Origin of the sequence: Cytobacillus sp. BC1816, from assembly GCF_051353635.1 — a bacterium.
Classification (GTDB): Bacteria; Bacillota; Bacilli; order Bacillales; family Cytobacillaceae; genus Cytobacillus; species Cytobacillus oceanisediminis_C.
This window is the reverse complement of the sequence record NZ_CP195611.1, coordinates 1,916,516-1,939,576: the sequence shown is the minus strand read 5'-3', so window position 1 is coordinate 1,939,576 and position 23,061 is coordinate 1,916,516. Positions and strand designations below refer to the sequence as shown.

Annotated in this window: 21 protein-coding genes; all 21 read right to left on the bottom strand. The window is 40.8% G+C overall.

The window, feature by feature from the left end; genetic code table 11:
* The 21 genes from ACR42H_RS10120 to ACR42H_RS10020 all read right to left on the bottom strand — a co-directional run bounded on the left by ACR42H_RS10120 (position 1) and on the right by ACR42H_RS10020 (position 23,009).
* A complete protein-coding gene (locus ACR42H_RS10120; protein WP_436375861.1) occupies positions 1–201 on the bottom strand; it encodes a hypothetical protein in 201 nt (66 codons plus the stop codon).
* Positions 202–889: 688 nt separating this feature from the next.
* Entirely contained in the window at positions 890–1,795 is a 906-nt protein-coding gene (locus ACR42H_RS10115; protein WP_436375859.1) for an RNA polymerase sigma factor, read from the bottom strand.
* Between the two features lie 1,495 nt (positions 1,796–3,290).
* Positions 3,291–3,713, bottom strand: a complete 423-nt coding sequence (locus ACR42H_RS10110; RefSeq protein ID WP_436375856.1) for a hypothetical protein — start codon at positions 3,711–3,713, stop codon at positions 3,291–3,293.
* 103 nt (positions 3,714–3,816) lie between these two features.
* Positions 3,817–4,749, bottom strand: coding sequence for a tyrosine-type recombinase/integrase (locus tag ACR42H_RS10105; protein ID WP_436375854.1), 933 nt, complete (start codon positions 4,747–4,749; stop codon positions 3,817–3,819).
* Between the two features lie 663 nt (positions 4,750–5,412).
* Entirely contained in the window at positions 5,413–6,279 is an 867-nt protein-coding gene (locus tag ACR42H_RS10100; RefSeq protein ID WP_113882014.1) for a 2-oxoacid:ferredoxin oxidoreductase subunit beta, read from the bottom strand.
* Positions 6,280–8,016 carry a 2-oxoacid:acceptor oxidoreductase subunit alpha gene (locus ACR42H_RS10095; RefSeq protein ID WP_113882013.1) on the bottom strand — a complete coding sequence of 579 codons (1,737 nt, stop codon included), beginning with the start codon at positions 8,014–8,016 and terminating at the stop codon, positions 6,280–6,282.
* A gap of 299 nt (positions 8,017–8,315) precedes the next feature.
* The gene (locus ACR42H_RS10090; protein WP_436375851.1) at positions 8,316–9,239 is read right to left on the bottom strand and encodes a dipeptidase; all 924 of its coding nucleotides are present in this window, start codon (positions 9,237–9,239) and stop codon (positions 8,316–8,318) included.
* 154 nt (positions 9,240–9,393) lie between these two features.
* On the bottom strand, positions 9,394–9,654 hold the full coding sequence (gene spoVS / locus ACR42H_RS10085; RefSeq protein WP_009330666.1) for a stage V sporulation protein SpoVS: 261 nt from the start codon (positions 9,652–9,654) through the stop codon (positions 9,394–9,396).
* A 279-nt stretch (positions 9,655–9,933) separates the two neighbouring features.
* Entirely contained in the window at positions 9,934–10,731 is a 798-nt protein-coding gene (locus ACR42H_RS10080; protein WP_113882011.1) for a TIGR00282 family metallophosphoesterase, read from the bottom strand.
* A gap of 128 nt (positions 10,732–10,859) precedes the next feature.
* On the bottom strand, positions 10,860–12,422 hold the full coding sequence (rny, locus tag ACR42H_RS10075) for a ribonuclease Y (protein WP_113882010.1): 1,563 nt from the start codon (positions 12,420–12,422) through the stop codon (positions 10,860–10,862).
* 692 nt (positions 12,423–13,114) lie between these two features.
* Entirely contained in the window at positions 13,115–14,155 is a 1,041-nt protein-coding gene (gene recA, locus ACR42H_RS10070; protein WP_113882009.1) for a recombinase RecA, read from the bottom strand.
* A gap of 271 nt (positions 14,156–14,426) precedes the next feature.
* A complete protein-coding gene (locus tag ACR42H_RS10065; RefSeq protein ID WP_436375847.1) occupies positions 14,427–15,677 on the bottom strand; it encodes a competence/damage-inducible protein A in 1,251 nt (416 codons plus the stop codon).
* Positions 15,678–15,704: 27 nt separating this feature from the next.
* A complete protein-coding gene (pgsA, locus tag ACR42H_RS10060) occupies positions 15,705–16,283 on the bottom strand; it encodes a CDP-diacylglycerol--glycerol-3-phosphate 3-phosphatidyltransferase (protein WP_113882007.1) in 579 nt (192 codons plus the stop codon).
* Between the two features lie 120 nt (positions 16,284–16,403).
* On the bottom strand, positions 16,404–17,324 hold the full coding sequence (locus tag ACR42H_RS10055) for a helix-turn-helix domain-containing protein (protein ID WP_113882006.1): 921 nt from the start codon (positions 17,322–17,324) through the stop codon (positions 16,404–16,406).
* 21 nt (positions 17,325–17,345) lie between these two features.
* Entirely contained in the window at positions 17,346–18,137 is a 792-nt protein-coding gene (locus ACR42H_RS10050; protein WP_009330674.1) for a YmfK family protein, read from the bottom strand.
* Positions 18,138–18,370: 233 nt separating this feature from the next.
* Positions 18,371–18,628, bottom strand: a complete 258-nt coding sequence (locus ACR42H_RS10045; protein WP_113882005.1) for a DUF3243 domain-containing protein — start codon at positions 18,626–18,628, stop codon at positions 18,371–18,373.
* Between the two features lie 117 nt (positions 18,629–18,745).
* Complete coding sequence (ymfI, locus tag ACR42H_RS10040; RefSeq protein WP_436375844.1) at positions 18,746–19,468, bottom strand: elongation factor P 5-aminopentanone reductase; 723 nt, start codon at positions 19,466–19,468, stop codon at positions 18,746–18,748.
* A 59-nt stretch (positions 19,469–19,527) separates the two neighbouring features.
* The gene (gene yfmH, locus ACR42H_RS10035) at positions 19,528–20,817 is read right to left on the bottom strand and encodes an EF-P 5-aminopentanol modification-associated protein YfmH (protein WP_436375842.1); all 1,290 of its coding nucleotides are present in this window, start codon (positions 20,815–20,817) and stop codon (positions 19,528–19,530) included.
* Positions 20,817–22,097, bottom strand: coding sequence for an EF-P 5-aminopentanol modification-associated protein YfmF (gene yfmF / locus ACR42H_RS10030; protein ID WP_436375840.1), 1,281 nt, complete (start codon positions 22,095–22,097; stop codon positions 20,817–20,819). Before yfmF ends, yfmH begins: the two co-directional genes overlap by 1 nt.
* A 405-nt stretch (positions 22,098–22,502) precedes the next feature.
* Positions 22,503–22,697, bottom strand: coding sequence for a diguanylate cyclase domain-containing protein (locus tag ACR42H_RS10025; RefSeq protein WP_436375839.1), 195 nt, complete (start codon positions 22,695–22,697; stop codon positions 22,503–22,505).
* Positions 22,698–22,703: 6 nt separating this feature from the next.
* Positions 22,704–23,009 (bottom strand): hypothetical protein, encoded by a 306-nt coding sequence (locus tag ACR42H_RS10020; RefSeq protein WP_436375836.1) that lies wholly within the window; start codon positions 23,007–23,009, stop codon positions 22,704–22,706.
* Positions 23,010–23,061 lie beyond the last annotated feature (52 nt).

The following is a 23,061-nucleotide window of genomic DNA, read 5'->3' as shown; positions in this document are numbered from 1 at the left end:
TTAAATTCTCCCCTTGTCATATCGTTGTATCATTGAGGTTAACCGTTTGTATTCTATTTCCAATTTCTCATTCTCTTCCAGTGCTTCTTTTAGCTGTTTGTTTAAATCATAATTATCCTTAGTAGCAAAGAAATATTTCCTCTTTAATCTCTCATTCTCCTTGGATAGTATTGTTATTGTGTCTTCTAATATCTGGTTCATATCACTTCCTAACCTCCTGATAGTGTTGTCGATTATAAAAACATTTGGACACCCCTATTTCTACCTCACTGGATAGAATTTAATAGGAATGTCCTTAGCCATTACAATCATGTTGTAACGGGTGAAGCAGGGGAATGTCTGTGTCTTTGGTTTCCTTTTCCCCTACTGTTTGGTTTTGGTTTTTTTACCCTCATAAGCAACCCCTTACCTATGAAGAACCAAACATCCAAACTCAAGACTGTTACCTCAACCCTTCCAAGGAAAAGGACAGTAGAACGATAAAGAAAATGGCGGTGGGATACTTACAATTGTTTCCTCTTGGCTATGCCAGTTTTTCTTCTTGCTTTTTCCCATGTTGGTGAAGAATCTCCACTAAAATAAAAAAAGGTTTGGCGGGGCAACCTCTACACACAAAAGTAAACCCCACCTGATGAATGATGAAATCAAGTAAACAAAGAAAAATTACAAGGACAAATCCACTTTGTCATATTGAAGAATTGGTTTGAATCCTGACCAATCTTCTGAAGGTTTTCCAGTCCTTCATTGGTTACCCAAACTCTAGTAATTTAGGTAACCTAGTAAGAGAGGAAATACAAATGTCATGAAACTTCGGGTCAATCTCTCGACTGTCCTTATACTTCCTAGGGCATTAGACACCCACTTTTTACAGTGTTTTCCTAAAAAAGTTTTATTTATTTTCAGTTTTAAAACCTCTTGTCCATTGGCTTGTATGTCCTACATTGCAGTATTGGCTGTAAACAGGCTTAGTGTTACCGTACCATCTTGGGTAGTCCTTTAGGCTTGTTTCCTTTTTGATTGGGTTAGATTTAATAGTGTTTGTTGTCATAGTTGTCACTTCTCCTTTAGTTAATAGTTTTTGTAGTTTGTTGATTGCTAGCGTGTGGTGTTGGTAAACATTAGATACGTTGCATTCCATTACTGTGGCAACCTCTTTAAAGGGCATACCGTAAAAGTAATGCAGGTAAATAATAGATTGCTGATTCATAGTTAATTGACGGATAGCCTTATGCAGTTCCTTGTCCTCTTCCTTCTCTATTACTTCATCCTCTACCGTCTTCCCCAGTGAGTTATTAGATAGGACATAGGCAGGGTTTACATGGGTTAGATTGAAAATACATTCTTCCTTGCCTTCATCGTCTTCCTTGTACCTGAGGGCATTCTGTGCATTGTCTTTATGGTTAGGGTTCTTTATCTCATCATTTTGGTATTCGTATGACTGGAAGCCCCAACCCCCTTTATGTGTGTGCTGTCCTTTAAAGGAAGTCATATATTTTACTAGATACTCATAGGCATCCATTCTCATAGCTTCCCTTTGTCCTCTAGCAATCTTAAAAGTAGTTCCAGTACCTTCTCCGTATGTTGTAAATGCTTCATATCCAAAGTCACCTGATACGGTAGCCCCTATAAGCTTCTTGAAGCCCTCTAAGTCCTCTTCACGTTCCTTAAGGTATTCATCCTCTAGCTTGTCTATTTCATTGTTTATGAGGGCTGTACGCTGTCTACCATTCTTTATTAGCCCTGCTTCTCTTACATTCTTTCTAAATACTTGGTGTAGATATGTTTGGAATTTCATTCTTGTTCCTCCTAGATGTTTTTTAATGCCTATATCCTAATAACAAAGTGAATCGGATATTTGCACCCCTATATATTTTTAATAAAGCGAAACTTGTTATTTGCACCCCTATACTCTATTAACGAGTGAAATTTGAAATCTGCACCCCTGCCCTTTGGAAATAAAAAAAACCACTATAAAAAGTGGCTTTGAAATTCCCTATATAATAGATAGATAAAATTATTTAAAAAACTTTTAGAAACTACTGTAAAAAGTGCCCCTAAATTTCCCTAGGTAATAGATAGTTACTTAAGTTTACCGTTTGTTAATTGATTGATAGTTAATAAGAAACAACAAAGCGAAGCTTAGTCATTGTTAGAAAAAACAGTGCAGGTTATTATTAGATTGTACTTTCTACCCTGCTTCCTTCCAGTCAGCTTCCCTATCAAGGGATATATAGGAGATTAGTAGAAAGGTTATGGAGAATATAACGGTGAAAACTCTTTTATATAAGAAAGAAAGACTATGTACACTTTTTGTCCACCGTTTACACCCTCCCCAACTATGACAAGTTCCAACAAAGCCTATGATAGCAGCGATTAGTGGGACACTTTATGTCCAACCTAGTGATTATTTTCTAGCGTTGTACCACACAAATGTCAATAGTAAATTGTTGGGAATTAACTTAATCACAGAAAAATACTTTTGTCAATGGTTATTTTGAAGGGATTTTCAAATCATAAAATACCCATCTTGTCAACAAGAAATTTACAGGGAAGTAATCTACATTTGTTGGTAAAGAGGTTTGTCAAGTAAGGGTAAATACACCGTTATGTCAAGTACCAATTTAAGGAATATGGAGATTGTCTTTATACAACCCTCATACAACCAAGGTGGTAAGAATTGGGGTGATACTTACTGTAATCCATAGGAGATTATCTTTCATATCCTAGGTACACTATCCTTAATTGTGGGGGTAATGAATATCATATACATTTATGTGTATAAATATAATTATGTATGAAGCAGACCGCATACCCCTCCACTTTCCATAAAAGTAAATATATTCCTGGTAATATGGATTTTTATACCAATAGAATAGAACGGTTTATTATCCCTCTATATCCAGTATGTACCATATATAACAACGCTTATTTCTATGTACCATTTAATCCCAATTGATTATTTGATGATAACACATTGACATATCCTGTATCTATTACCATATTCACCCTTTTAGTCCTTCTTGTTATTTCATAACATTTAATCCATTTGTTACCATAACGGTTGATTGAATAAGGTTGGTAATTGTTGGTAATGGTAGGGGTAGTTTAAATATTGGAAGAATTTGGTGGTGGGTATTAATATCTAATACATTTCTAACATAAAATCGGGGCATCCATTTTTATTTTTTCTCAATATAAATTGGCGAAACAAAATAGATTAATCGTTTAGTCAAGTAAAGAAAAAGCGTCTCCACATTATTGTAGAAACGCACCTGTTAGTTCAATAAAATTTAAACTTCTTCTTGATATATTTCTGAATTTATCGGCTTTAAATTCAAAGGTATTTTAAACTCCTGAAGGTTTTCTATATGATTAAAAAAATCATCTATATCATCATAATCCATTGACCATTCTGATACTTCTAACTTTCTTAACTCAACTGTCGGTTTAAATAAAAATTCACAGTGAAGTTGTTCCATATGAGAATACTCATCATCTTCATAATTAGTAAATTGACGTACAAAATCAAAATGAAATAAGTCCTCTCCAGTAAAATCATAAACACCACATTGAAATAGAATTTCTTTATCTTCTTCTCCCTCAACTGGTTCTTTACAAAAATCCTTAAATGCTTCCCAAACTTCTTTTATATTATCAGCATCTTCACCAATCTTATCTTTAAGATAACTTTCAGCATTTTTAACGGTAATCATTTCAACACCTCCAATATTATTATGTAAGTATTCCTATTAATATAAACAGCCCTTTAGTTCAAAAAAACCTACCGTTAATAGGTAGGCTTGTAGCATGATTTAATTAGGAGTATCTCTTTCTAAGAGTGGTTAACGGCGAAGCGTTCCTTCCTCTTTCCAGTACCGTTTTGTCTTCCATTGATTGTATATATCTTTCGGTTGTCGCTAACTGGTTATGTCCTAACAATCGTGACACCGTATAAAGGTCTGTATGCCCTAGAGAGATTTGTGCATAGCTTCTCCTACAACTATGAACCAAAAGCTTTACATCTACCCCACAGGCTTTCCCTGACCGTTTAACAACGTTAAGTACAGCATCATGACCCATTCTACCGATAGAGGATACATCCTTCTTTAACCCTCCACCTTTGGTACGTGTACAGACGAACAGGAAGGGGCATTCTTCCCCTTTTAGATACTTCTCTCTAGCCCTTCTATACTTCGTTAGCTGACGCTTTAAATGAAGGCTTACAGGTACTAATCGTTGCTTGTTACCTTTACCCCTAATCAATAGGGCATCATCGAATACATCCGTTAATAGAAGTCCTGATAACTCAGCAGAACGGACACCAGTTTCAAATAAGCAGGTTAAGATAGTTCTGTTTCTAACATCCATGAAATTACTCCCACAATAGAAGTCAATCATCTTCTGAATGTCCTCAATGCTAAAAGGCTTAATCATTACCTTTTCTTCTTTCAGTAGTTCTATATCGTCTAAAGGGTTATCCTTCAGTATCTTTTCTTTGATACAAAACTTATAAAAGTTATTCAAGGTCTTTAGTTTGGTGTTAGTGGTGTTAGCTTTGATACCTTTATCGAGAAGATATTTAATCCACCGTTTGATATGTCTTGTAGTAGCATCCTCTAGTTCCATCTGAAAGGATTCCCATAACCATCTTTCAAACTGTAATAAAATGGCTTTCTTGTTCTTGACGGTATACTTGCTATAATTTTGGATTTCGATTTCCGTAATGTAATCTTCTAGTGATAGGTTCATTTACTGTAATCCCTCGCCTTTTTAGTATTAGCGAAGATTACGGCAAACTCATAATTTCAACTTAGCGGAAAGTAGCTTGAAGCCTTGGGGCTGTAAGGCTGAATGAAAGCGAAGCGTAGGAGTAGTCCTTTACGGATTTTTTGTCCGAAGGATTAGCTGTTTGCACTTGCTGGCTTTCTAAACGCTGTTTTTCGTTCATCATGTATCCCCTTTCTCTTTCTCCTGAGCAGCATCTATCATTTAAACTCAATTTTCAGCTATTATGTGTGTGCATTTTATATATGTGCACATTATTATAGTATAAGGCTTTCTTATAGTTAAAACAATAGAAAACAGCACTCAGCCTCTTATCAGCAGCTATTACTTGTATGTACGTTCTGGTATAGTTTTAATCCTGCACAATCACTAATACTAGACTAAATTTAATATTTTTTGTGTGATAAGTGTCACATTATATACAATCTCCTTAAGCTTCGCCTTTGGTGAATGCTTTCTCCATTATGCAGATTGTTTCCCCGGATTCTTCTAAACTTTCCTTATTTTCCTGATATGTTTACTCAAATTCTGCTTTCATTTCCCCAGTTTTAACGTTTTATTTGCCAAATTCACAATAGCCATATCTCCGTCAAAAAAAGAAGCCCGGGAGCCCCGGGCTTCTTTCTATTACATAAATTCAGCTGCAAGTTTATCAAAGTGAGCTTGATCTAGTTCAAGATCCGCTTGTGATAAAGGTGATTCAGAGTAACCTGAAAGCAATTCCTGGTATGACTTGCGCTCTGTGTCCTGATAGATTAAGCCAGTTACTAGGCCACTGTGCTTCATAAGAGTCTGCATGGCCATTTCACGGCTTGAATTGTCATAGCCTTCCACATCGCTAAGCTTTGTCAGGTTTTCTTTAAACCAGTCATATGTGTTTACTTTATTATATGTAACACATGGGCTGAACACGTTAATTAAAGAGAAGCCATCATGCTTAATGCCTGCTTCGATTAACGCAGTCAGATCTTTAAGGTCAGTTGAGAAGCTTTGTGCCACGAAAGTCGCACCGGCAGTTAATGCCATTTCCATTGGAGAAATCGCCTGCTCAATAGAACCTTGTGGAGTAGACTTGGTTTTGAAGCCAGCCGCAGAACGCGGTGAAGTCTGTCCTTTTGTTAAACCATAGATTTGGTTATCCATTACGATATAAGTGATGTTCACATTACGGCGGATCGCATGGATCGTATGGCCCATACCGATCGCGAATCCATCTCCGTCACCGCCGGATGCGATAACTGTTAAATCCCGGTTAGCCATTTTCACACCCTGGGCGATTGGCAGTGAACGCCCATGAATGCCGTGGAAACCGTATGAATTGATGTAGCCGGAAATACGTCCGGAGCATCCGATGCCTGATACTACAGCTAAGTTCTCAGGCTCTAAACCAACATTTGCTGCCGCACGCTGAATCGCAGCCTGCACGGAGAAGTCTCCACAGCCTGGGCACCAGTTTGGTTTTACATTATTGCGAAAATCTTTAAACGTGGCCATTTAGAACAACTCCTTGCATTTTGTGTGAATTTCATGCGGCAAGAATGGATTTCCGTCGTACTTTAATAGCTTATGTACTTTCTCAGCATGTCCGACGTTCATCTTCATGATGTTCGCTAATTGTCCTGTAGCGTTGTTTTCTACTACAGCAATTTTCTTAGCTGACTTCACAAGCGGCAATAAATCATCAGTTGGGAAAGGATGAATCAGGCGAACTTGTGCATGATTTACTTTAATACCGTCCTGTTCAAGCCTGCTCATTGCTTCCTCAATTGCACCGCGTGTTGAGTTGAAGCCGACAATCAGCAAGTCTGCTTCTTCATGAGGAGCATGCTTGTGAACAGGTGTATTGAATTTAATATTTTCAATCTTGCGGAAACGCTTATCCATTTGAGCATTCCGGTTTGCAGCTGATTCTGAAGGTTTTCCAGTTTCATCATGTTCCACACCGGTCACATGGTGAATTCCGTTCTTCATACCAGGGATCACACGAGGTGAAACTCCATCTTCTGTAACTTCAAAGCGTTTGAAGTAGCCTTTGTTTTCAATTTCAGGAAGTTCTTCTGTAACAAGCTTTCCTCGGCGGATTTCAACTTTGCTGAAATCAAGCGGCTCCACTGTCTGCTTTCCAAGAGAAAGCTGCAGGTCTGAGAGAACAATAACCGGGCACTGATATTCTTCCGCAAGGTTGAAAGCTTCAGCCGTATCATAGAATGCTTCCTGTACCGTACTTGGAGCAAGCACGATTTTTGGAATTTCGCCATGAGTTCCGTAAATCATTGCCATTAAGTCTGATTGCTCCTGCTTTGTCGGAAGTCCTGTAGAAGGGCCGCCACGCTGTGTATCAACGATAACCAGCGGTGTTTCAGTAATTCCTGAAAGGCCGATCGCCTCCATTTTAAGGGAAAGCCCAGGGCCAGCAGATGCTGTAAGTGAGCGGACACCTGCGTAGTTCGCACCTATTGCCATAGTAACTGCGGCAATTTCATCTTCTGTCTGGATGACAGATCCGCCAAGAGCCGGAAGCTTTTTAATCAGATATTCCATGATTTCGGATGCAGGTGTGATTGGATAAGCAGCCATGAAGCGGCATCCGCCTGCAAGTGCACCAAGAGCGATTGCATCGTTTCCGATCATGAATAAACGCTTCAGTCCGTCAGCCTTTTCAAGCTCCATTAATTCCACGTCATCACTAAGCTTTTCTTTCATGAAATCAAAGCCAGCCTGAATGGCTTCCATGTTCTTATCGACAACCTGCTGCCCTTTTCGCCCAAAAATCTCTTGAACTACTTCTTCAAATACTTTAATATCTAAATTTAGAACTGCACATGTCGCTCCAACAGCAACCATGTTTTTCATCAGGGATGTTCCAAGCTCTGTAGCAATCTCTGTAAAAGGGACTGCATACAAAGCTGCATTCGTATCTTCTGGCTGTTTAGGATCAAACTTTGCATCTGCAATCATGATCCCTTTATCGTGAAGTTCTTTGTAGTTTAAATCGATTGTTTCCTGGTCAAAAGCTACCAGAATATCTAAATCGTCCGAAATAGAACGAATTTGTGACGTGCTGACGCGAATCTTGTTATTCGTGTGCCCGCCCTTAATACGTGATGAAAAGTGGCGGTAACCGTACAGGTAGTAGCCTAAACGATTTAGCGCAATGGAGAAAATCTCCCCGGTACTTTCAATACCTTCCCCTTGCTGTCCTCCAACTTTCCATGAAAGTTGATTGATCATGTCTTACACCCCTTTAGATACGTTAAGAAATTATGTAAAAACGTTTATTTAATATAAGTGTAGTACTTGTCCAGTAATCCGGTCATTCAACATGCCTTTAAGGCTATATTTTTGGAAGATGGATGGGTACTAAACGCTTTCAATTCTAGACCTATGCGTCTAAAAAAGCAACCCTTTCTGAATATTTATTGGTTAAAAGATGAATATTTTTTTATTTTTTGAAAAATACTAAAAAGATCATTTTATTTTGGAATTAATGGGTCTCTCATATCCCTTGATATACAGTTTTTTCACCATTTTCACCTTGGAAATCTGCTATAAAAATTCCGAAATAGAAAATTTTCAGCTTGTATATCAGAATAATATTTTGTTAGTTCATTTATCAGGCTATCGTATTTTCTTGCATCCTCCAAACCTGTAACTCTTCCATCTGTGCCGTCAAAATCCGAACCAAAGCCTACATGATTTTCTCCTCCTAGTGAACAAACATGTTCAAGATGTCTTAGGATATCAGTAATTGTGGCTGATTGTTTTCCTGATAAAAACTCCGTCACAAATGTAATGCCCATCACACTGTCCCGGTCAATCAGGGCTTCAATCTGTTCGTTTGATAAATTACGGGGATTCGGGCACAGCGAATAGCAGTTCGAGTGAGAAGCAAAAGGATAGTCCGCCCATTCCATCACATCCCAGAACCCGCGTTCAGATAGATGGGATACATCGCACCATGCTTTGCTGGCATTTAATTCATAAACCACTTGTTTGCCAAACGAAGAAAGCCCTGCCCCCCTTTCTTCAAGCACTCCATCAGCAGCACAATTTGCATAATTCCAGGTCAGTCCTACTGAAGACACTCCCAGCCTGAGAAGCGTCTTCAATTTAAGCAGATCGCAGCCAACTGCATCACATCCTTCCAATGTCAGCACTGCCCCTATTTCATCATCCTGCAGCAGGTCGATGTCCCGGCTGCTTCTAATGAGCTTTAATTGCGGGCTGGGCTTAAGCACTTTGTCGTAAAACAGATCGGCCATATAGAGGGCTGCGTTGAACTTCATTTCCGGATGTACAGATTCAGGAACATATATGGCAAAGCACTGAACTTTGAAACGGGAAGCCTGCAGACCTTCCAGATTTACCTGAAGACTGCCTGAATTTTTAAAGTCAACCTTTCTGTCCATAAACATTTTATATAGGACATCACAATGCGCATCAAATATTTTCACACTGTCTTCCTCCCTTTTTCTGTATAGCTACATCTTATTAAAAAAAGAACCTGTTTGCCTATGATGCAAACAGGTTTTAATATTTCTTAACGAATTTATATTTTGCTGACTTATGCATATGACAATGGATGATTTCCCGTTCTGAAGCTTTTGGCTAACGCGGCTCCACAATCAGCTTAATGGCAGTCCGCTCTTCGCCGTCAATCAGAATATCCGTGAATGCAGGGATACAAATTAAATCCACTCCGCTAGGCGCTACGAATCCTCTTGCGATCGCTACTGCCTTAACAGCCTGGTTCAATGCACCCGCACCAATTGCCTGGATTTCCGCATTTCCTCTTTCGCGAAGAACTCCGGCAAGCGCACCAGCTACAGAATTAGGATTAGATTTTGCTGAAACTTTTAATATTTCCATTCCTAGCTCCTCCTCGTTTTACCCCTCCTGTATGCATTACTCAAAGCGCTGATTCCCCTTCTGCAAAGGCCGAATGCCTTCAGAGAGGCAATTACTTTCCGTTCACGTCATACTGCTTTGATGGAATTTAGCACCAGGTCTATATATCATTCCATTGCTACTATATTCAGCTTGGAATTCACATATTCCGGCTTGGACAAAAAAAGCAGGGTTTCAAGCTGATTTTTCTGAAAAAAACTAAAACTGCATTCGGTCATCCGAATGCAGTTTTTTATTTGTTTACGTATAAAAAGGGTGGTCATCGTTAATCAAGATCCGGTCAATTTTTTTTGCCAGCCCCGTTTTTGGACTTAGCTCAATGAACGCTGCACTTAATTGAGTCCTGCCTTCTTTCGGAACCTCAAATCGAACCGGCAGCCCAGTCAAAAACCTTTTGATCACAGCTTCTTTTTCAACACCAAGGATTCCGTCATAAGGGCCTGTCATTCCCACATCAGACATAAAAGCAGTACCGCCAGGCAAAATACGGTTATCGGCTGTCTGCACATGCGTATGCGTACCCACGACTGCTGATACTTTTCCATCCAAATACCAGCCCATTGCCTGTTTTTCACTTGTTGCTTCCGCATGAAAATCAACAAAAATGAATGGAGTCCTTTCACGGGCTTCCTTTATCAGTTCATCCGCCTTTTGGAAAGGACAATCACTTGTATTCATAAAAGTCCTGCCCTGAAGGCTGATAACCGCTACTTCCTCTGTATTGAATTTTAAAAACACCATGCCTTTGCCAGGATTATTTGATGGAAAATTGGCCGGACGAACCATATATTTAGCGCGGTCAATGAATTCAAAAATCTCCCGGTTATCCCACGTATGATTTCCGAGAGTTACCGCCTGAGCACCGGCCTCCAGGAATCCCCGGTATATCTTTTCCGTAATTCCCTTTCCTCCCGCTGCATTTTCCCCATTGATAATCGTGATATGCGGGCGGTATTTTTCTTTTAGCTTCGGTACATATTCAGTGATCATATCCCGCCCCTGGGATCCCACTACATCTCCGACAAACAATATATTCATGTCATATCCCTTTCTGTTTTTAAAGATATATGTATGCTTTTCCAGTCTTTATTATTAGTTTAACATAGTTTCCTTCATCAAAATAAAGCACACCCCGAAAAAGAAAAAAGCGATGCATGTGCATCGCTTTATTTTGCATATTCAACGGCCCTCGTTTCACGGATAACCGTGACCTTGATGTGGCCTGGATAATCAAGTTCCTCTTCAATCTTCTTACGGATATCCCTTGCCAAACGATGAGCTTCAAGGTCATCAATTTGTTCAGGCTTAACCATAATGCGAATTTCGCGTCCTGCCTGAATGGCAAATGATTTTTCAACGCCATCATAGGATTCTGAAATCTCTTCAAGCTTCTCCAGACGTCGAATATAATTCTCAAGAGTCTCTCTTCTTGCTCCAGGTCTTGCTGCTGATAAAGCATCAGCTGCAGCGACAAGCACGGCAATGATCGATGTAGGCTCTGTGTCACCATGGTGGGAAGCGATACTGTTGATGACAACAGGATGCTCCTTATACTTAGTGGCAAGTTCCACACCGATTTCAACATGGCTTCCTTCCACCTCATGGTCGATTGCTTTTCCAATATCATGAAGCAATCCAGCACGGCGTGCCAATGTTTCGTCCTGTCCTAATTCCGCCGCCAATAAACCTGAAAGCTGAGCCACTTCCATTGAATGCTTTAACACATTCTGACCGTAGCTTGTACGGAATTTTAAACGGCCAAGAATTTTGATTAAATCTGGATGCAGACCGTGAACACCAACCTCGAAAGTGGTTTGTTCACCAATTTCGCGGATGTGTTCATCCACTTCACGGCGGGCCTTATCAACCATTTCCTCAATCCGAGCTGGATGGATGCGTCCGTCCTGAACCAGTTTGTCTAAAGCTAAGCGTGCTGTCTCACGGCGAATCGGATCAAAACCGGATAAAATAACCGCTTCCGGCGTATCATCGATAATAAGATCAATTCCAGTCAGAGTTTCAAGAGTACGGATATTACGGCCTTCACGGCCAATAATGCGCCCTTTCATCTCATCATTTGGCAGGTTGACAACTGATACTGTAGTTTCAGCTACATGATCAGCTGCACATCTTTGGATAGCCAGTGACAAGATTTCCTTCGCTTTTTTATCTGCGTCCTCTTTCGCTCTAGTCTCGCTCTCTTTTACCATAATAGCGACATCGTGAGCCACTTCCTGCTCCGTGCGCTCTAAAATGATGGACTTTGCCTCTTCACGAGTCAAGCCTGAGATGCGTTCCAGCTCAGCTTGCTGCTCTTTAATCATCTCGTCCACTTTGCTTTCCATCTCTTCAATATGCTGTTGTCTTTTGCTAAGAGAATCGTCCCTCTTTTCTAAAAGCGCTTCACGTTTATCTAACGTTTCATCTTTGCGATCAAGGTTCTCTTCTTTTTGCATTAAGCGATTTTCTTGTTTTTGCAGTTCATTTCTTCGATCACGAATTTCACTTTCCGCATCTGTGCGAAGCTTGTGAATTTCATCTTTCGCTTCAAGCAGGGCTTCTTTCTTCGTAGCCTCAGCTTCTCGCTTTGCGTCTTCAAAAATCTGCTCAGCAGCATTTTTAGCCCCTGCAATTTTTGCTTCGGCAATAGATTTGCGAACAAAATAGCCAACAATAGCACCGACGATTAGGCCAAGCAAAATGGAGATGATTGCTGTTACTAGATCCATCATTTCACCTCCTCTTGCTATGAACTTGTTTGTGTTACGTTTTTTAAAGTGTCGGCATGTACATTGTCCAATTCAACATACAGCACTAAGGCTTTTAAACGTTTCAATCTTAAAAAAGCACTGGGCATCCATTTGAGGGCTGGCATAATATTAACGTATGAATAGCCAATGGAGCCTGGAGCCAGACAAAGTCTAACTCAGTAAGAATTTCTTTACATATAAAATGTAAAATATACATTTTTAATTGTAAAGCTGTGGAATTTTATTGTCAAGGGTTTGTCCTGTGGGCTTTTCTTAATATTTCGATTGGTTTGAACTCTTAATTATTTTTGATTAGGCACATTAAATGCCTAGAAAATACTAACTTTAATGCAGCCTGTTGAAAGGGGGTGTTGATTTACGATGAAGGCACTCGCTTTCCGAGGGCTGCCGCGAGCCTCCTCGTCGCTTCAATCAACACGTACCATATAAAAATTTAGCATTATTACAGTCCTTAATTAAATTTTCTATAAAAAACACTGTTTTTACTAATTGGATTTCACTCCTTCTTCCCCTTGTGCTAAAAAAGCAATTTATTATTTCGCAGCCTAATAAATACAATTCATGCAGGGGAAAGAACAGGATAAATCTGCGCTATTCACTCCATATCTATAAGAAAAGCAAAGCCGCCCGGGCTTTGCTTTTCCTTTGTATTAATCGATCAGCTCGAATTCTTCCTGCTCTTCGTCTCCGCTGATTACTTTATCTTCATCAAGTCCATAATGTTCACGGATTTGTTTTTGGATAGTGAGGCGGATTTCAGGGTTTTCTTTTAGGAATACTTTGGCGTTTTCACGGCCTTGGCCAAGGCGCTCTTCGTTGTATGAGTACCATGAACCGCTCTTTTGGACAATATCCAGCTCAGAGCCAAGATCGATGATTTCGCCTTCCTTAGAGATTCCTTCACCGTACATGATATCTACTTCCGCCACTCTGAATGGAGGAGCGACTTTGTTTTTGACAACTTTGATCTTTGTCTTATTACCAACCATTTCATTGCCTTGCTTAAGGGTTTCTGCACGGCGCACTTCAAGACGGACAGAAGAGTAGAATTTCAATGCACGTCCGCCAGGAGTAGTTTCAGGGTTTCCGAACATAACTCCGACTTTTTCACGGATCTGGTTAATGAAAATCGCAATGGTTTTTGATTTATTGATTGCACCTGATAGTTTACGAAGTGCCTGAGACATGAGGCGGGCCTGTAAACCAACATGGGAATCACCCATTTCCCCTTCAATTTCAGCCTTTGGCACAAGGGCTGCAACAGAGTCAATTACTAAAATATCAACAGCGCCGCTTCGAACAAGTGCTTCTGCAATTTCAAGTGCCTGCTCTCCTGTATCCGGCTGGGAAAGTAGAAGCTCGTCAATATTTACACCAAGCTTTTGTGCATAAACTGGGTCTAGAGCATGTTCAGCATCGATAAAAGCAGCTTGCCCTCCGCTTGCCTGAACCTCTGCAATTGCATGCAGGGCTACAGTTGTTTTACCTGAGCTCTCAGGTCCATAAATTTCAATAATACGTCCTCTTGGATAGCCCCCTACCCCAAGAGCTGCATCAAGGGCAAGGGATCCGCTTGGTGCAGTGGAAATTTTGCGGTCAGTCTGTTCACCAAGCTTCATGATAGAACCTTTACCAAATTGCTTTTCTATTTGTTTTAACGCCATTTCAAGAGCTGCTTGACGATCACTCACTAATAGTTCCTCCTTTTATATAGACGAATCTATCTTTTGATTAGATTCGTTTTGTCTCATCTCAAAACCTAACTCTACTATAAACCTTTTCAATGCATTTGTCGAGCAAAAAGTCGAACATCCATTCGATTTTTTTCACCGGGACATTTTGCCCAAAAATATCAATTCATGCTGGGGAAAATGTAAATTTCACGTGTGAATCAATAGAAGAAATGGCATTTTGATAAGAATTCTGTCTATTTTTCTGGCTAATAAAAAATCAGAACGCTTTTCAGGCGCTCTGACTTTCTTTTAATGCTTTTATAAGAAAATGGCAGCCGTATTTTACCGTACGGACCCGGTTTGCTGCCCTGGTTCCCCCAAGGTTCAGCTTTTCAGTCTGGACAGGGTTCCCTTTTATCCAGATGCCTATATATACGGTTCCCACAGGGTTTCCTTCCAGTTCGTCAGGACCTGCAACACCTGTGAAGCTGATCCCGATATCTGAATTAGTCAGACTGGCAACATTCTCAGCAAGCTCTGCTGCACACTGAGCACTGACGACCCCGTCGTTATCAATCGTTTCTTTGCGGACTTTTAAAACTTCAGCCTTAACTTCGTTTGTATAACAAACCACTCCGCCTTTTAGAAGGCCGCCTGCTCCCGGAATGGATGTAAACTCCTGCTGAAACATGCCGCCTGTTAGACTCTCAGCAGCGGAAATAGTCATATTGTTTTCCTTGATCAGCTTGGTAAGCTCATGCATCAAGGAAGTGTCATCGTAGCCATAGAAGAATTCTCCGACACGGCTGAGGATCTTGGCTTCAGTTTCATCCATCAGCATCATTGCCGTGTTAGGCTGGCTATGCTTTGCCGTAAGCCTTAACGTGACTTCTCCATCAGAGGCGAGCGGGGCAATCGTTGGATTGCTCTGCGCATCGATAATATCTACAATCTCAGTTTCAAGCATGGCTTCTCCAATCCCGAAAAAGTGCAATACCCGGGAAACAATCACATCTTCTGTGCCCAGCTTGGATTGCAGGGCCGGAAAAGCATGTTTCAGGAACATAGGCTCCATTTCATTTGGAGGTCCCGGAAGGAGTATAAAAACATGCCCGCCATTATCGGAAATCATTCCAGGAGCCATCCCATGCTCGTTAGGAAGCACTTGTGCATCCTCAAGTACAAGAGCCTGTTTTTTATTATTTTCAGTCATCTCTCTGTCGGTCCGTTTAAAATACAGCTCTATGGATTCAAGCGCCTGTTCATCCATGACAAGCTCTTTGCCAAGATGGCGGGCAATCGTTTCTTTTGTCAAATCATCCTTCGTCGGTCCCAGCCCGCCAGTGAAAACGATCAGATCTGATCGATCTTCCGCAATTTTGATCACAGACTTCAGGCGCTCAGGGTTATCACCAACCACTGTATGGTAAAAAACATTAATGCCCAGTTCAGCAAGCTGCCGGGAAAGAAAGCGGGCATTTGTATTAACGATTTGTCCAAGTAAAAGCTCAGACCCGACAGCTATAATTTCTGCATTCATTCAAAAGCCCCTTTCTGGCTAAAAAAATTACTTTGAGTTAATGAAGGCCTGCTTGTTTTTGGCAAAATAGTCCCAGCCGGACCAGATGGTAAAGAACATCGCAACCCATAGGGCAATCAGATCAAACGGAATTGAAACCATTTCAAAAATAACATTATGTAAAAGCAGTGCAGAAATGGCCACAATTTGAGCCCAAGTTTTGATTTTGCCCAGCTGATTCGCTGCGACTACTTCTCCTTCCCCCGCCAGAACGAGCCTTAAACCTGTTACGGCAAATTCACGGCTGATGATAATAATCACAATCCAGGATGGAGCCAGCTCAAGATCAACCAGGACAATCAATGCTGCAGAGACGAGGAGCTTGTCTGCGAGCGGATCAAGAAACTTACCCAGATTTGTAACCAGATTGTATTTGCGGGCAAAGTAGCCATCGACCCAATCGGTAACTGAAGCAATGATAAAGATAAGAGCTCCAATCAGATGGGTTACCGGCATATCCGCTCCAAGGAATTCTACATTTCCCCACGAAAAAGGAACAAGCATTACGAGCAGAAATACGGGTATCAGCAATATACGTGACACTGTAATTTTATTTGGCAGATTCATGTTTTACCTCCAAGTATAGTAAATGAAGCTTCTTTCATTAAAAGGTCTCAGACATTCGCTGCAAACCTATTAATGATAATTTTTACATAAAAAGCGAAAATAGTCATCTAAAGAAGATGACTATTCGGTCTTCGGTGCGTACTTAATGGTTATATCCTGCTTGACGGATTGTGAAGGCGGCACCTTATACTCAATTTTCTCGCCGTTTACATAGATTTCAGTTTGAGTCGAATTACCGACTACAATGGAAGCTTCCGATTCCTTTGAAAAATCTTCCTTATGGCTTTTTGTGCCATCTGCTGTCAGCATCCCCTGGTATAAGGAATTCCCTTTGCCGTTTTTGATATTCACCCAAGTTTCTCCTGTAGACACAACCTCCAGTTCAAACTTGTCCGCATTTTTCAATTCATAAACCGTTCCATTTCCGCTGGATTGCACTACAGCAACCTCCTGCTTTGGTGCTTTCTCGGCTTCTTGATCCTCGGCAGTTTCCTCAGCAGAGTCTTTGTCAGCAGATTCTTCTTTGTCTCCTGCTGATTCATCTTTATCATTTTCATCTTTTTTACTATCTGAAAGGTTTTCAGACTCTTCTATGACCGTCTGCCCATCTGTCCGATCTGATGGCTTCTCTTCATTATCCGCCTGATCTTTGGTCCCAAGGAAATTATAAAGGACAGCGATGAGACCAATTATAAAGACACCAATGAGTACCTTTGGAAGAATATCGAATACCTTTGAAGTCCTGCCAGAAAGATCTTTTCTGGATTGAACACGGGATAGCTTTTCCGGAATATCATCATTCACCTGTGCCGGAATGTCATTTTTATACTGCTCGAAAATTTCTTCCGGCTCAATTCCAACCGCTTCAGCGTATTGCTTTATAAATGCCCTGACATAAAACTTTCCGGGCATCATGCTATAATCGCCCTCTTCAATTCCCATCAAATAGCGCTTTTGTATTTTTGTGACCTTTTGCAGATCGTCAAGGCTCATATCTTTAGCCAGCCGCGCTTCTTTTAAACGATTGCCTAGTTCTGTCAATTTACAACACCTTCCAACTTACTAAAAATCAAAGCCTCCAAAATCAGATTCAGAGAACATACTGTTTTTCTCTACTACATCATAAGTAATCTCTTCTTCAGGATCGTGTCGAAGCTCAATAATATAATCGAAATCATTAAGGGAGTATTCAGTGTTTTGCACAAAAATATCCGGATGCTCTACTACCTTTACTGCAGGAAGACGCATAATTTCCCGCACAAGCTGCCAGTGGCGTTCATTTGCACGTCTGGTTGAGACAATTCCGTCTATTATGAATAAATTGTTTTCATTATATTCATCCTCGATCAGCTGGTTGCGTATCGTCTGCTTCAGCAGAGTGGATGAAACAAATAGCCAGCGCTTGTTGGCACAAACACTTGAGGCCACAATGGATTCAGTTTTTCCAACCCTTGGCATTCCCCTGATCCCTATTAGCTTGTGCCCTTCCTGTTTAAATAATTCCGCCATGAAGTCGACTAATAACCCAAGCTCGTCCCTGACGAACCTGAACGTTTTCTTGTCGTCGGCATCCCTTTGAATGTATCTTCCATGGCGCACGGCAAGACGGTCTCTAAGTTTAGGCTCCCGGAGCTTAATCACTTTAATCGTATCCATTGTATTTAAAATCGATTTTAAGCGTTCAATCTGTTCGTGGTCTTTAGCCAGAATCAGCAAGCCCCTTCGGCCTTCATCCACACCATTGATGGTAACGATATTTATGGATAGCATCCCCAGCAAGGAAGAAATGTCACCAAGCAAACCGGGACGATTCTTTTGGATTTCATATTCCAAATACCATTCTGTTTTCTCCACCGGAAAACCTCCTCCTGCATGATGCGCGGCTCTTTGCGCATTTTATATGTATATGTATATCTTTTATTAATGTAAATTTTTATTAAACTTACCCTAAATTTTCATCTAGATTCTATAATATATGATTTTTTACCAATATGAAAGGAAAAACCCGTCTGGCTGGGGAGGAAATTCTTTTTGGGGAAAACGAAAAGAGAGGATCTCCTCTCTTTTCGCTGATTTACATTAAATTCTTATTGAGAGCCGTCGTTTTGAACAAGCTTTACCATCATATTTGCAATGGCATGCTGCTCATCCGGGCTTGCTACAGACCAAAGATCAGCCAGGATTTTTTCCTGGTCATTCTTCGGCTCCACTTGCTTGGCTAAATAATCGCCGATTTGGTAAGCAAGGTCATTTACAGTATCCTTATTCATCCCCTGGTTCTGTCCCTGATGAAGACGATCTCCAAGGAAGTCTTTCCACTGCTGCCAGTTATCTAGTACAGACATAATTATTGCCTCCTTTAAATGTTGTACAATTATATTGTGCTTAGGGGCTGAATAAAATATGCATGCACTAATACACATGGACCAAAAAATATGAAAACTTCTTTGAACGATAGGCAGTTACGTATACCAGCCGCCATTTACAGCCAAGACCTGTCCGGTAATATAGGATGCCCTTTCTGAAAGAAGGAAGGAAACGGAGTTGGCAATATCAGCAGGCAAGGCAAGCCTGCCCATTGGAATATCGCTTTTTACGGCATCCAGCTCCTCTTCAGTAAAATCATTCAGCATAGACGTCTCGACGGCACCTGGGGCAACCGCATTAACCCTCACCCCGCTCAGGGCAACTTCCTTGCTTAAAGCTTTTGCAAAAGCAATTTGGGCACCCTTCGCTGCAGAGTATGCAACTTCACAAGCTGCACCTGTCTGGCCCCATATAGAGGAAATAACTACAACATTCCCGCTGCCCTTTGAAATAAGTTTTGGCAGAAGCTCTTTAGTAAGCAGAAGCGGTGAAGTAACCTGAAGGGTCATCAGCGCCTCAGTTTCCGTTTCCGGCAATTCCGTAAGAAGTCCGTATTGTGCTGACCCGCTATTATGGATAATGGCATCAAGCGAAAAAATATTTGGTATAATTTTTTTATAGCCGCCTTGTACAGACAGGTCTGCCTGGATGGGAATATATTCTCCATCAAAAGCCTGCAGGCGTTCCAGCAGACTGTTTATACTCTGCTTATTTTGATTGTAATGCAAATAAAGCGAATAGCCTTCCTCTGCCAGTTTAATGCTGATTTCCTGGCCGATTCCTCCGCTCGCTCCAGTTATTAACGCGAATTTCCTCATTTTTATACACTCCCGAAAAAAGCAAAGCGCCTTATATGGCGCTCTGCTGAAACAGCTTTTTATTTCTTAGGCACAACCTGACAAACCGTAAATCGTTCTTCGCTAATCAAATGACCAGCCGCATTTTCTACATCCTCAAGTGTGATGCTTTCAAGCGTCGGCACGACATCAAACAAATCCATCTCATTAAAAGCATACCGGGTAAATTGATTGGCTATATATTCAGGTGAATTGACAGCACGCAGGAATGCACCTATTTTCTTCTTTTTTGTCCGATCAAGTGTTTCCTGTGAAATAGCTCCCTTTTCCCTTGCATCCAGCAGCATCTTTTGCAATGTATCAGCCAAACGGTCAGGATCATTTGTGTCCCCGCCTACCATGGCAAATCCAAAGCCCTGTTCCTGAGTATAATCAAAGGAGAATGTGTCATCAATCAACCCTTCATTATACAATGAGCTGTAGTGCTCAGAGCTTTTACCGAATAAGATATCCAGCAGCACATTCAGACTCAGTTCATTTTTAAGCATTTCTTTACCGGATTGATTTGCATTTCTGCTCTTTATCCCAACAAGGCACTTTGAGGTCTGAACATTCATCTCAAGAACCTTTTTCTTTTCGGCCGCTTCAGCAGGCTCTTCTTCGAATTGGCGTTTAATTTCCGGCATCTCTTTATAATCCTTCTTGCTTTGATTAGTTCGAACCTGAGACATAATCTGATCCGGATCTACGGGTCCAACAATGAACAGCAGCATGTTGCTTGGGTGGTAGAAGGTTTCATAGCATTCATACAGCATATCTTTCGTAATATGGGAAATGGACTCGATCGTACCCGCGATATCGATTTTAACCGGATGGTTTTTATACATATTTTCGATCAGGCCAAAATATAATCGCCAGTCAGGATTATCATCATACATGGTGATTTCCTGGCCGATGATGCCTTTCTCTTTTTCAACAGTCTTTTCTGTAAAATAAGGGTCCTGCACAAAATCAATCAGTGTCTCAAGGTTCAACTCTACATTCGACGTGCTGGAGAATAAATAAGCCGTCCTGGTAAAAGAAGTAAATGCATTAGCTGATGCTCCCTGCTTGCTGAATTGCTGGAATACATCGCCGTCTTCTTTTTCAAAAAGCTTGTGCTCCAAAAAATGGGCAATCCCATCAGGAACATTTACAAATTCATCTTTCCCGGGGGGCAGGAAATGATTGTCAATCGAACCATATTTCGTTGTAAACGTGGCATAGGTCTTGTTAAATCCCTTTTTCGGCAAAATATATACATCCAGCCCATTTTCAAGGTTTTCATAATACAGCTCTTCCTGAAGCTGGTCAAAAGTGATTTTTTCCATTACTTGCCCGCCTCCTTTCCTGTCAGGAAATACACTGTATCCAGGCTGACCTTCTTAGCTGTTTCGGCAATCTCCTCTTTAGTTACCCTATCCATTTCATCCATCCAGGTTTGAAGCGTAATTTCTTTGCCTGACACAACATTATGGTAGAGGACCTCGACGATCCCGCGGGCTGTATCAACAGTCTCCAGAAGCTGATTTTTTATGACTGCTTTGGTCTGCTCCATTTCCTGTTCCGTAAAGTCCCCGTTTTTCATGGCTTCCAGCTGTTCTTTAATAATATTCACTGCCTGGTCATAATTACTATTATCGATCCCCGACATAACCATCATTAAGCCTTTATGGCTTTCAAGGCGGCTGGCTACATAGTATGCAAGACTGGCTTTTTCGCGGACATTCAAGAACAATTTTGAGTGTGAAAAGCCTCCAAAAATTCCATTGAATACCTGAAGTGCATAATATTCAGGATCACCGTAAACGACATTTGTCCGGTAGCCGATATTTAGTTTCCCCTGCTTTACATCCTGTTCTTCTTTGACTTCGTTAACAGATTCCCCGGTTCTTCCTCCAGATGCTGGGGCTGTCTGCGGTTTTCTTTCCTCTAAAGATAAAAGCTCCCCTGCATAGGATTCGGCATCTGCCTCATCCACATCACCTATTACATATAAATCAAGCTCATCCTGCGCCATTGCCTGCTGATAATATTCATAAAGGCTTTCAGCCGTAATTTTATCCACATCTTCTTTCTCGCCATGCACATGGAGCGCATAAGGCTCATCCTTGCACATTTCCTGTACCAGCCGAAAGTTGGAATAGCGCATTTTATCATCATAAACGGATTGAATCCGCTGTTTCAGCGTCCTTTTTTCTTTTTCAACCGTATCCTGGTCAAAAGCTCCGCCTTGCACATTTGGCTTAGTCAGGATCTCCGATAAAAATTGGAACGCCTTTTTCAAAAGAGGAGTTGGGTCTGAAAGAAATTTCTCATTCGCAATTTCAACAGAAATGGTAATGATATGATACTCTCCCTTTTTCGCCAAATCCACAAAAAGAGTTGCACCATATAATTCATCAAGATAAGAGCGCAGCTTTCCCGTTGCAGGGTATGATGAACTGCTGCTTTGCAGGACATGCGGCAATAAAGATCTTAATGTGACAGTATCCTTTTCAAGCGGGGCTTTCATTTTCCAGACCAGTGTATTGGTTTTATATTTCTCTGTTTTAACTACGTGAAGCTTATAGCCATTCATGGCTTTTACGGATTCAGAGATTACAGCCATTTCTTTTCCTCCTGTCGGTAGATTGATGATTCCAAAGTACGGTCAGTATTAAGAATAGGGAATATCACCTATATGTAAACACTTTGCTGCTATCTTCTATAATATCCTTTGTATTAAATCATATTCTTACTATACCTTGCCCTATTTCTTTAATTCAAGTTATTGGCTGTCTTGGAAGGTTATTGAACAAAACAAAAACCCCTTTTAGGGGTTAGCTAACAGAAACTGACTTAAGTTTAGCATCATGATTTTTCATCACTATTCCGCATTTACTTTTTTCCGGTATTCTTCGCCTGAAACAGATACTGATCAGCAATTTCAAGACTCTTATTCACCTTGCAGGTCGCCAGCAATACGCCAAAACTCATGCTGATGGGGAGACTTTCAGATGTAAGCTTATTTTCATTAAGCTTTACAAAATGGTCTGAAAGAAGGCCTCCGGCTCGTTTCTTCCGATTCCAGCATCAAGAAGGCGAATTCTTCCCCTCCATAGCAGAATGCTTGACCGCCGAAGATATTAACCGCTTCACTGAAAATTTCTCCTAGCTCTTTTAATAAATCGTCTCCTGCCGAATGTCCATATTCATCATTAATCGCCAATCGGCATCAAAGGGCTAAATATACCGCCGGATGAAATGATGAGCCCAAAAAAGCAATGTAATCAAAATCGATTCCTGCATTTGTAATTATCGAAAAACCTTTGGGGCTGCTATTCATCTTATGAAGGGCAATTGGTGCGGCTGTCATATATAGATCCCCGAATGAAAATAGAATCGGAAAGGATTCACTATTGTCGGAAAATGATGGCAAATAAAACAATAAAGCTGCCGATTCCAGTAAAATCCAGTTTAAACAGAAAAAAATCTTTTCTGTTTCATAATCATCCAGATATAAGGAAAAACGCAAAATCAAAGATCTAAGCTCTTTTTCTAATTAACAAACTTAAATAGGATAAGATTTGCGC

Excerpts from the sequence above, each read along its gene's own strand:
- ACR42H_RS10120 (WP_436375861.1), bottom strand. The coding sequence starts at position 201 with ATGAACCAGATATTAGAAGACACAATAACAATACTATCCAAGGAGAAT.
- ACR42H_RS10115 (WP_436375859.1), bottom strand. The coding sequence starts at position 1,795 with ATGAAATTCCAAACATATCTACACCAAGTATTTAGAAAGAATGTAAGA.
- ACR42H_RS10110 (WP_436375856.1), bottom strand. The coding sequence starts at position 3,713 with ATGATTACCGTTAAAAATGCTGAAAGTTATCTTAAAGATAAGATTGGT.
- ACR42H_RS10105 (WP_436375854.1), bottom strand. The coding sequence starts at position 4,749 with ATGAACCTATCACTAGAAGATTACATTACGGAAATCGAAATCCAAAAT.
- ACR42H_RS10100 (WP_113882014.1), bottom strand. The coding sequence starts at position 6,279 with ATGGCCACGTTTAAAGATTTTCGCAATAATGTAAAACCAAACTGGTGC.
- ACR42H_RS10095 (WP_113882013.1), bottom strand. The coding sequence starts at position 8,016 with ATGATCAATCAACTTTCATGGAAAGTTGGAGGACAGCAAGGGGAAGGT.
- spoVS (WP_009330666.1), bottom strand. The coding sequence starts at position 9,654 with ATGGAAATATTAAAAGTTTCAGCAAAATCTAATCCTAATTCTGTAGCT.
- ACR42H_RS10080 (WP_113882011.1), bottom strand. The coding sequence starts at position 10,731 with ATGAATATATTGTTTGTCGGAGATGTAGTGGGATCCCAGGGGCGGGAT.
- rny (WP_113882010.1), bottom strand. The coding sequence starts at position 12,422 with ATGGATCTAGTAACAGCAATCATCTCCATTTTGCTTGGCCTAATCGTC.
- ACR42H_RS10065 (WP_436375847.1), bottom strand. The coding sequence starts at position 15,677 with ATGAATGCAGAAATTATAGCTGTCGGGTCTGAGCTTTTACTTGGACAA.
- pgsA (WP_113882007.1), bottom strand. The coding sequence starts at position 16,283 with ATGAATCTGCCAAATAAAATTACAGTGTCACGTATATTGCTGATACCC.
- ACR42H_RS10045 (WP_113882005.1), bottom strand. The coding sequence starts at position 18,628 with ATGTCTGTACTAGATAACTGGCAGCAGTGGAAAGACTTCCTTGGAGAT.
- ymfI (WP_436375844.1), bottom strand. The coding sequence starts at position 19,468 with ATGAGGAAATTCGCGTTAATAACTGGAGCGAGCGGAGGAATCGGCCAG.
- yfmH (WP_436375842.1), bottom strand. The coding sequence starts at position 20,817 with ATGGAAAAAATCACTTTTGACCAGCTTCAGGAAGAGCTGTATTATGAA.
- yfmF (WP_436375840.1), bottom strand. The coding sequence starts at position 22,097 with ATGGCTGTAATCTCTGAATCCGTAAAAGCCATGAATGGCTATAAGCTT.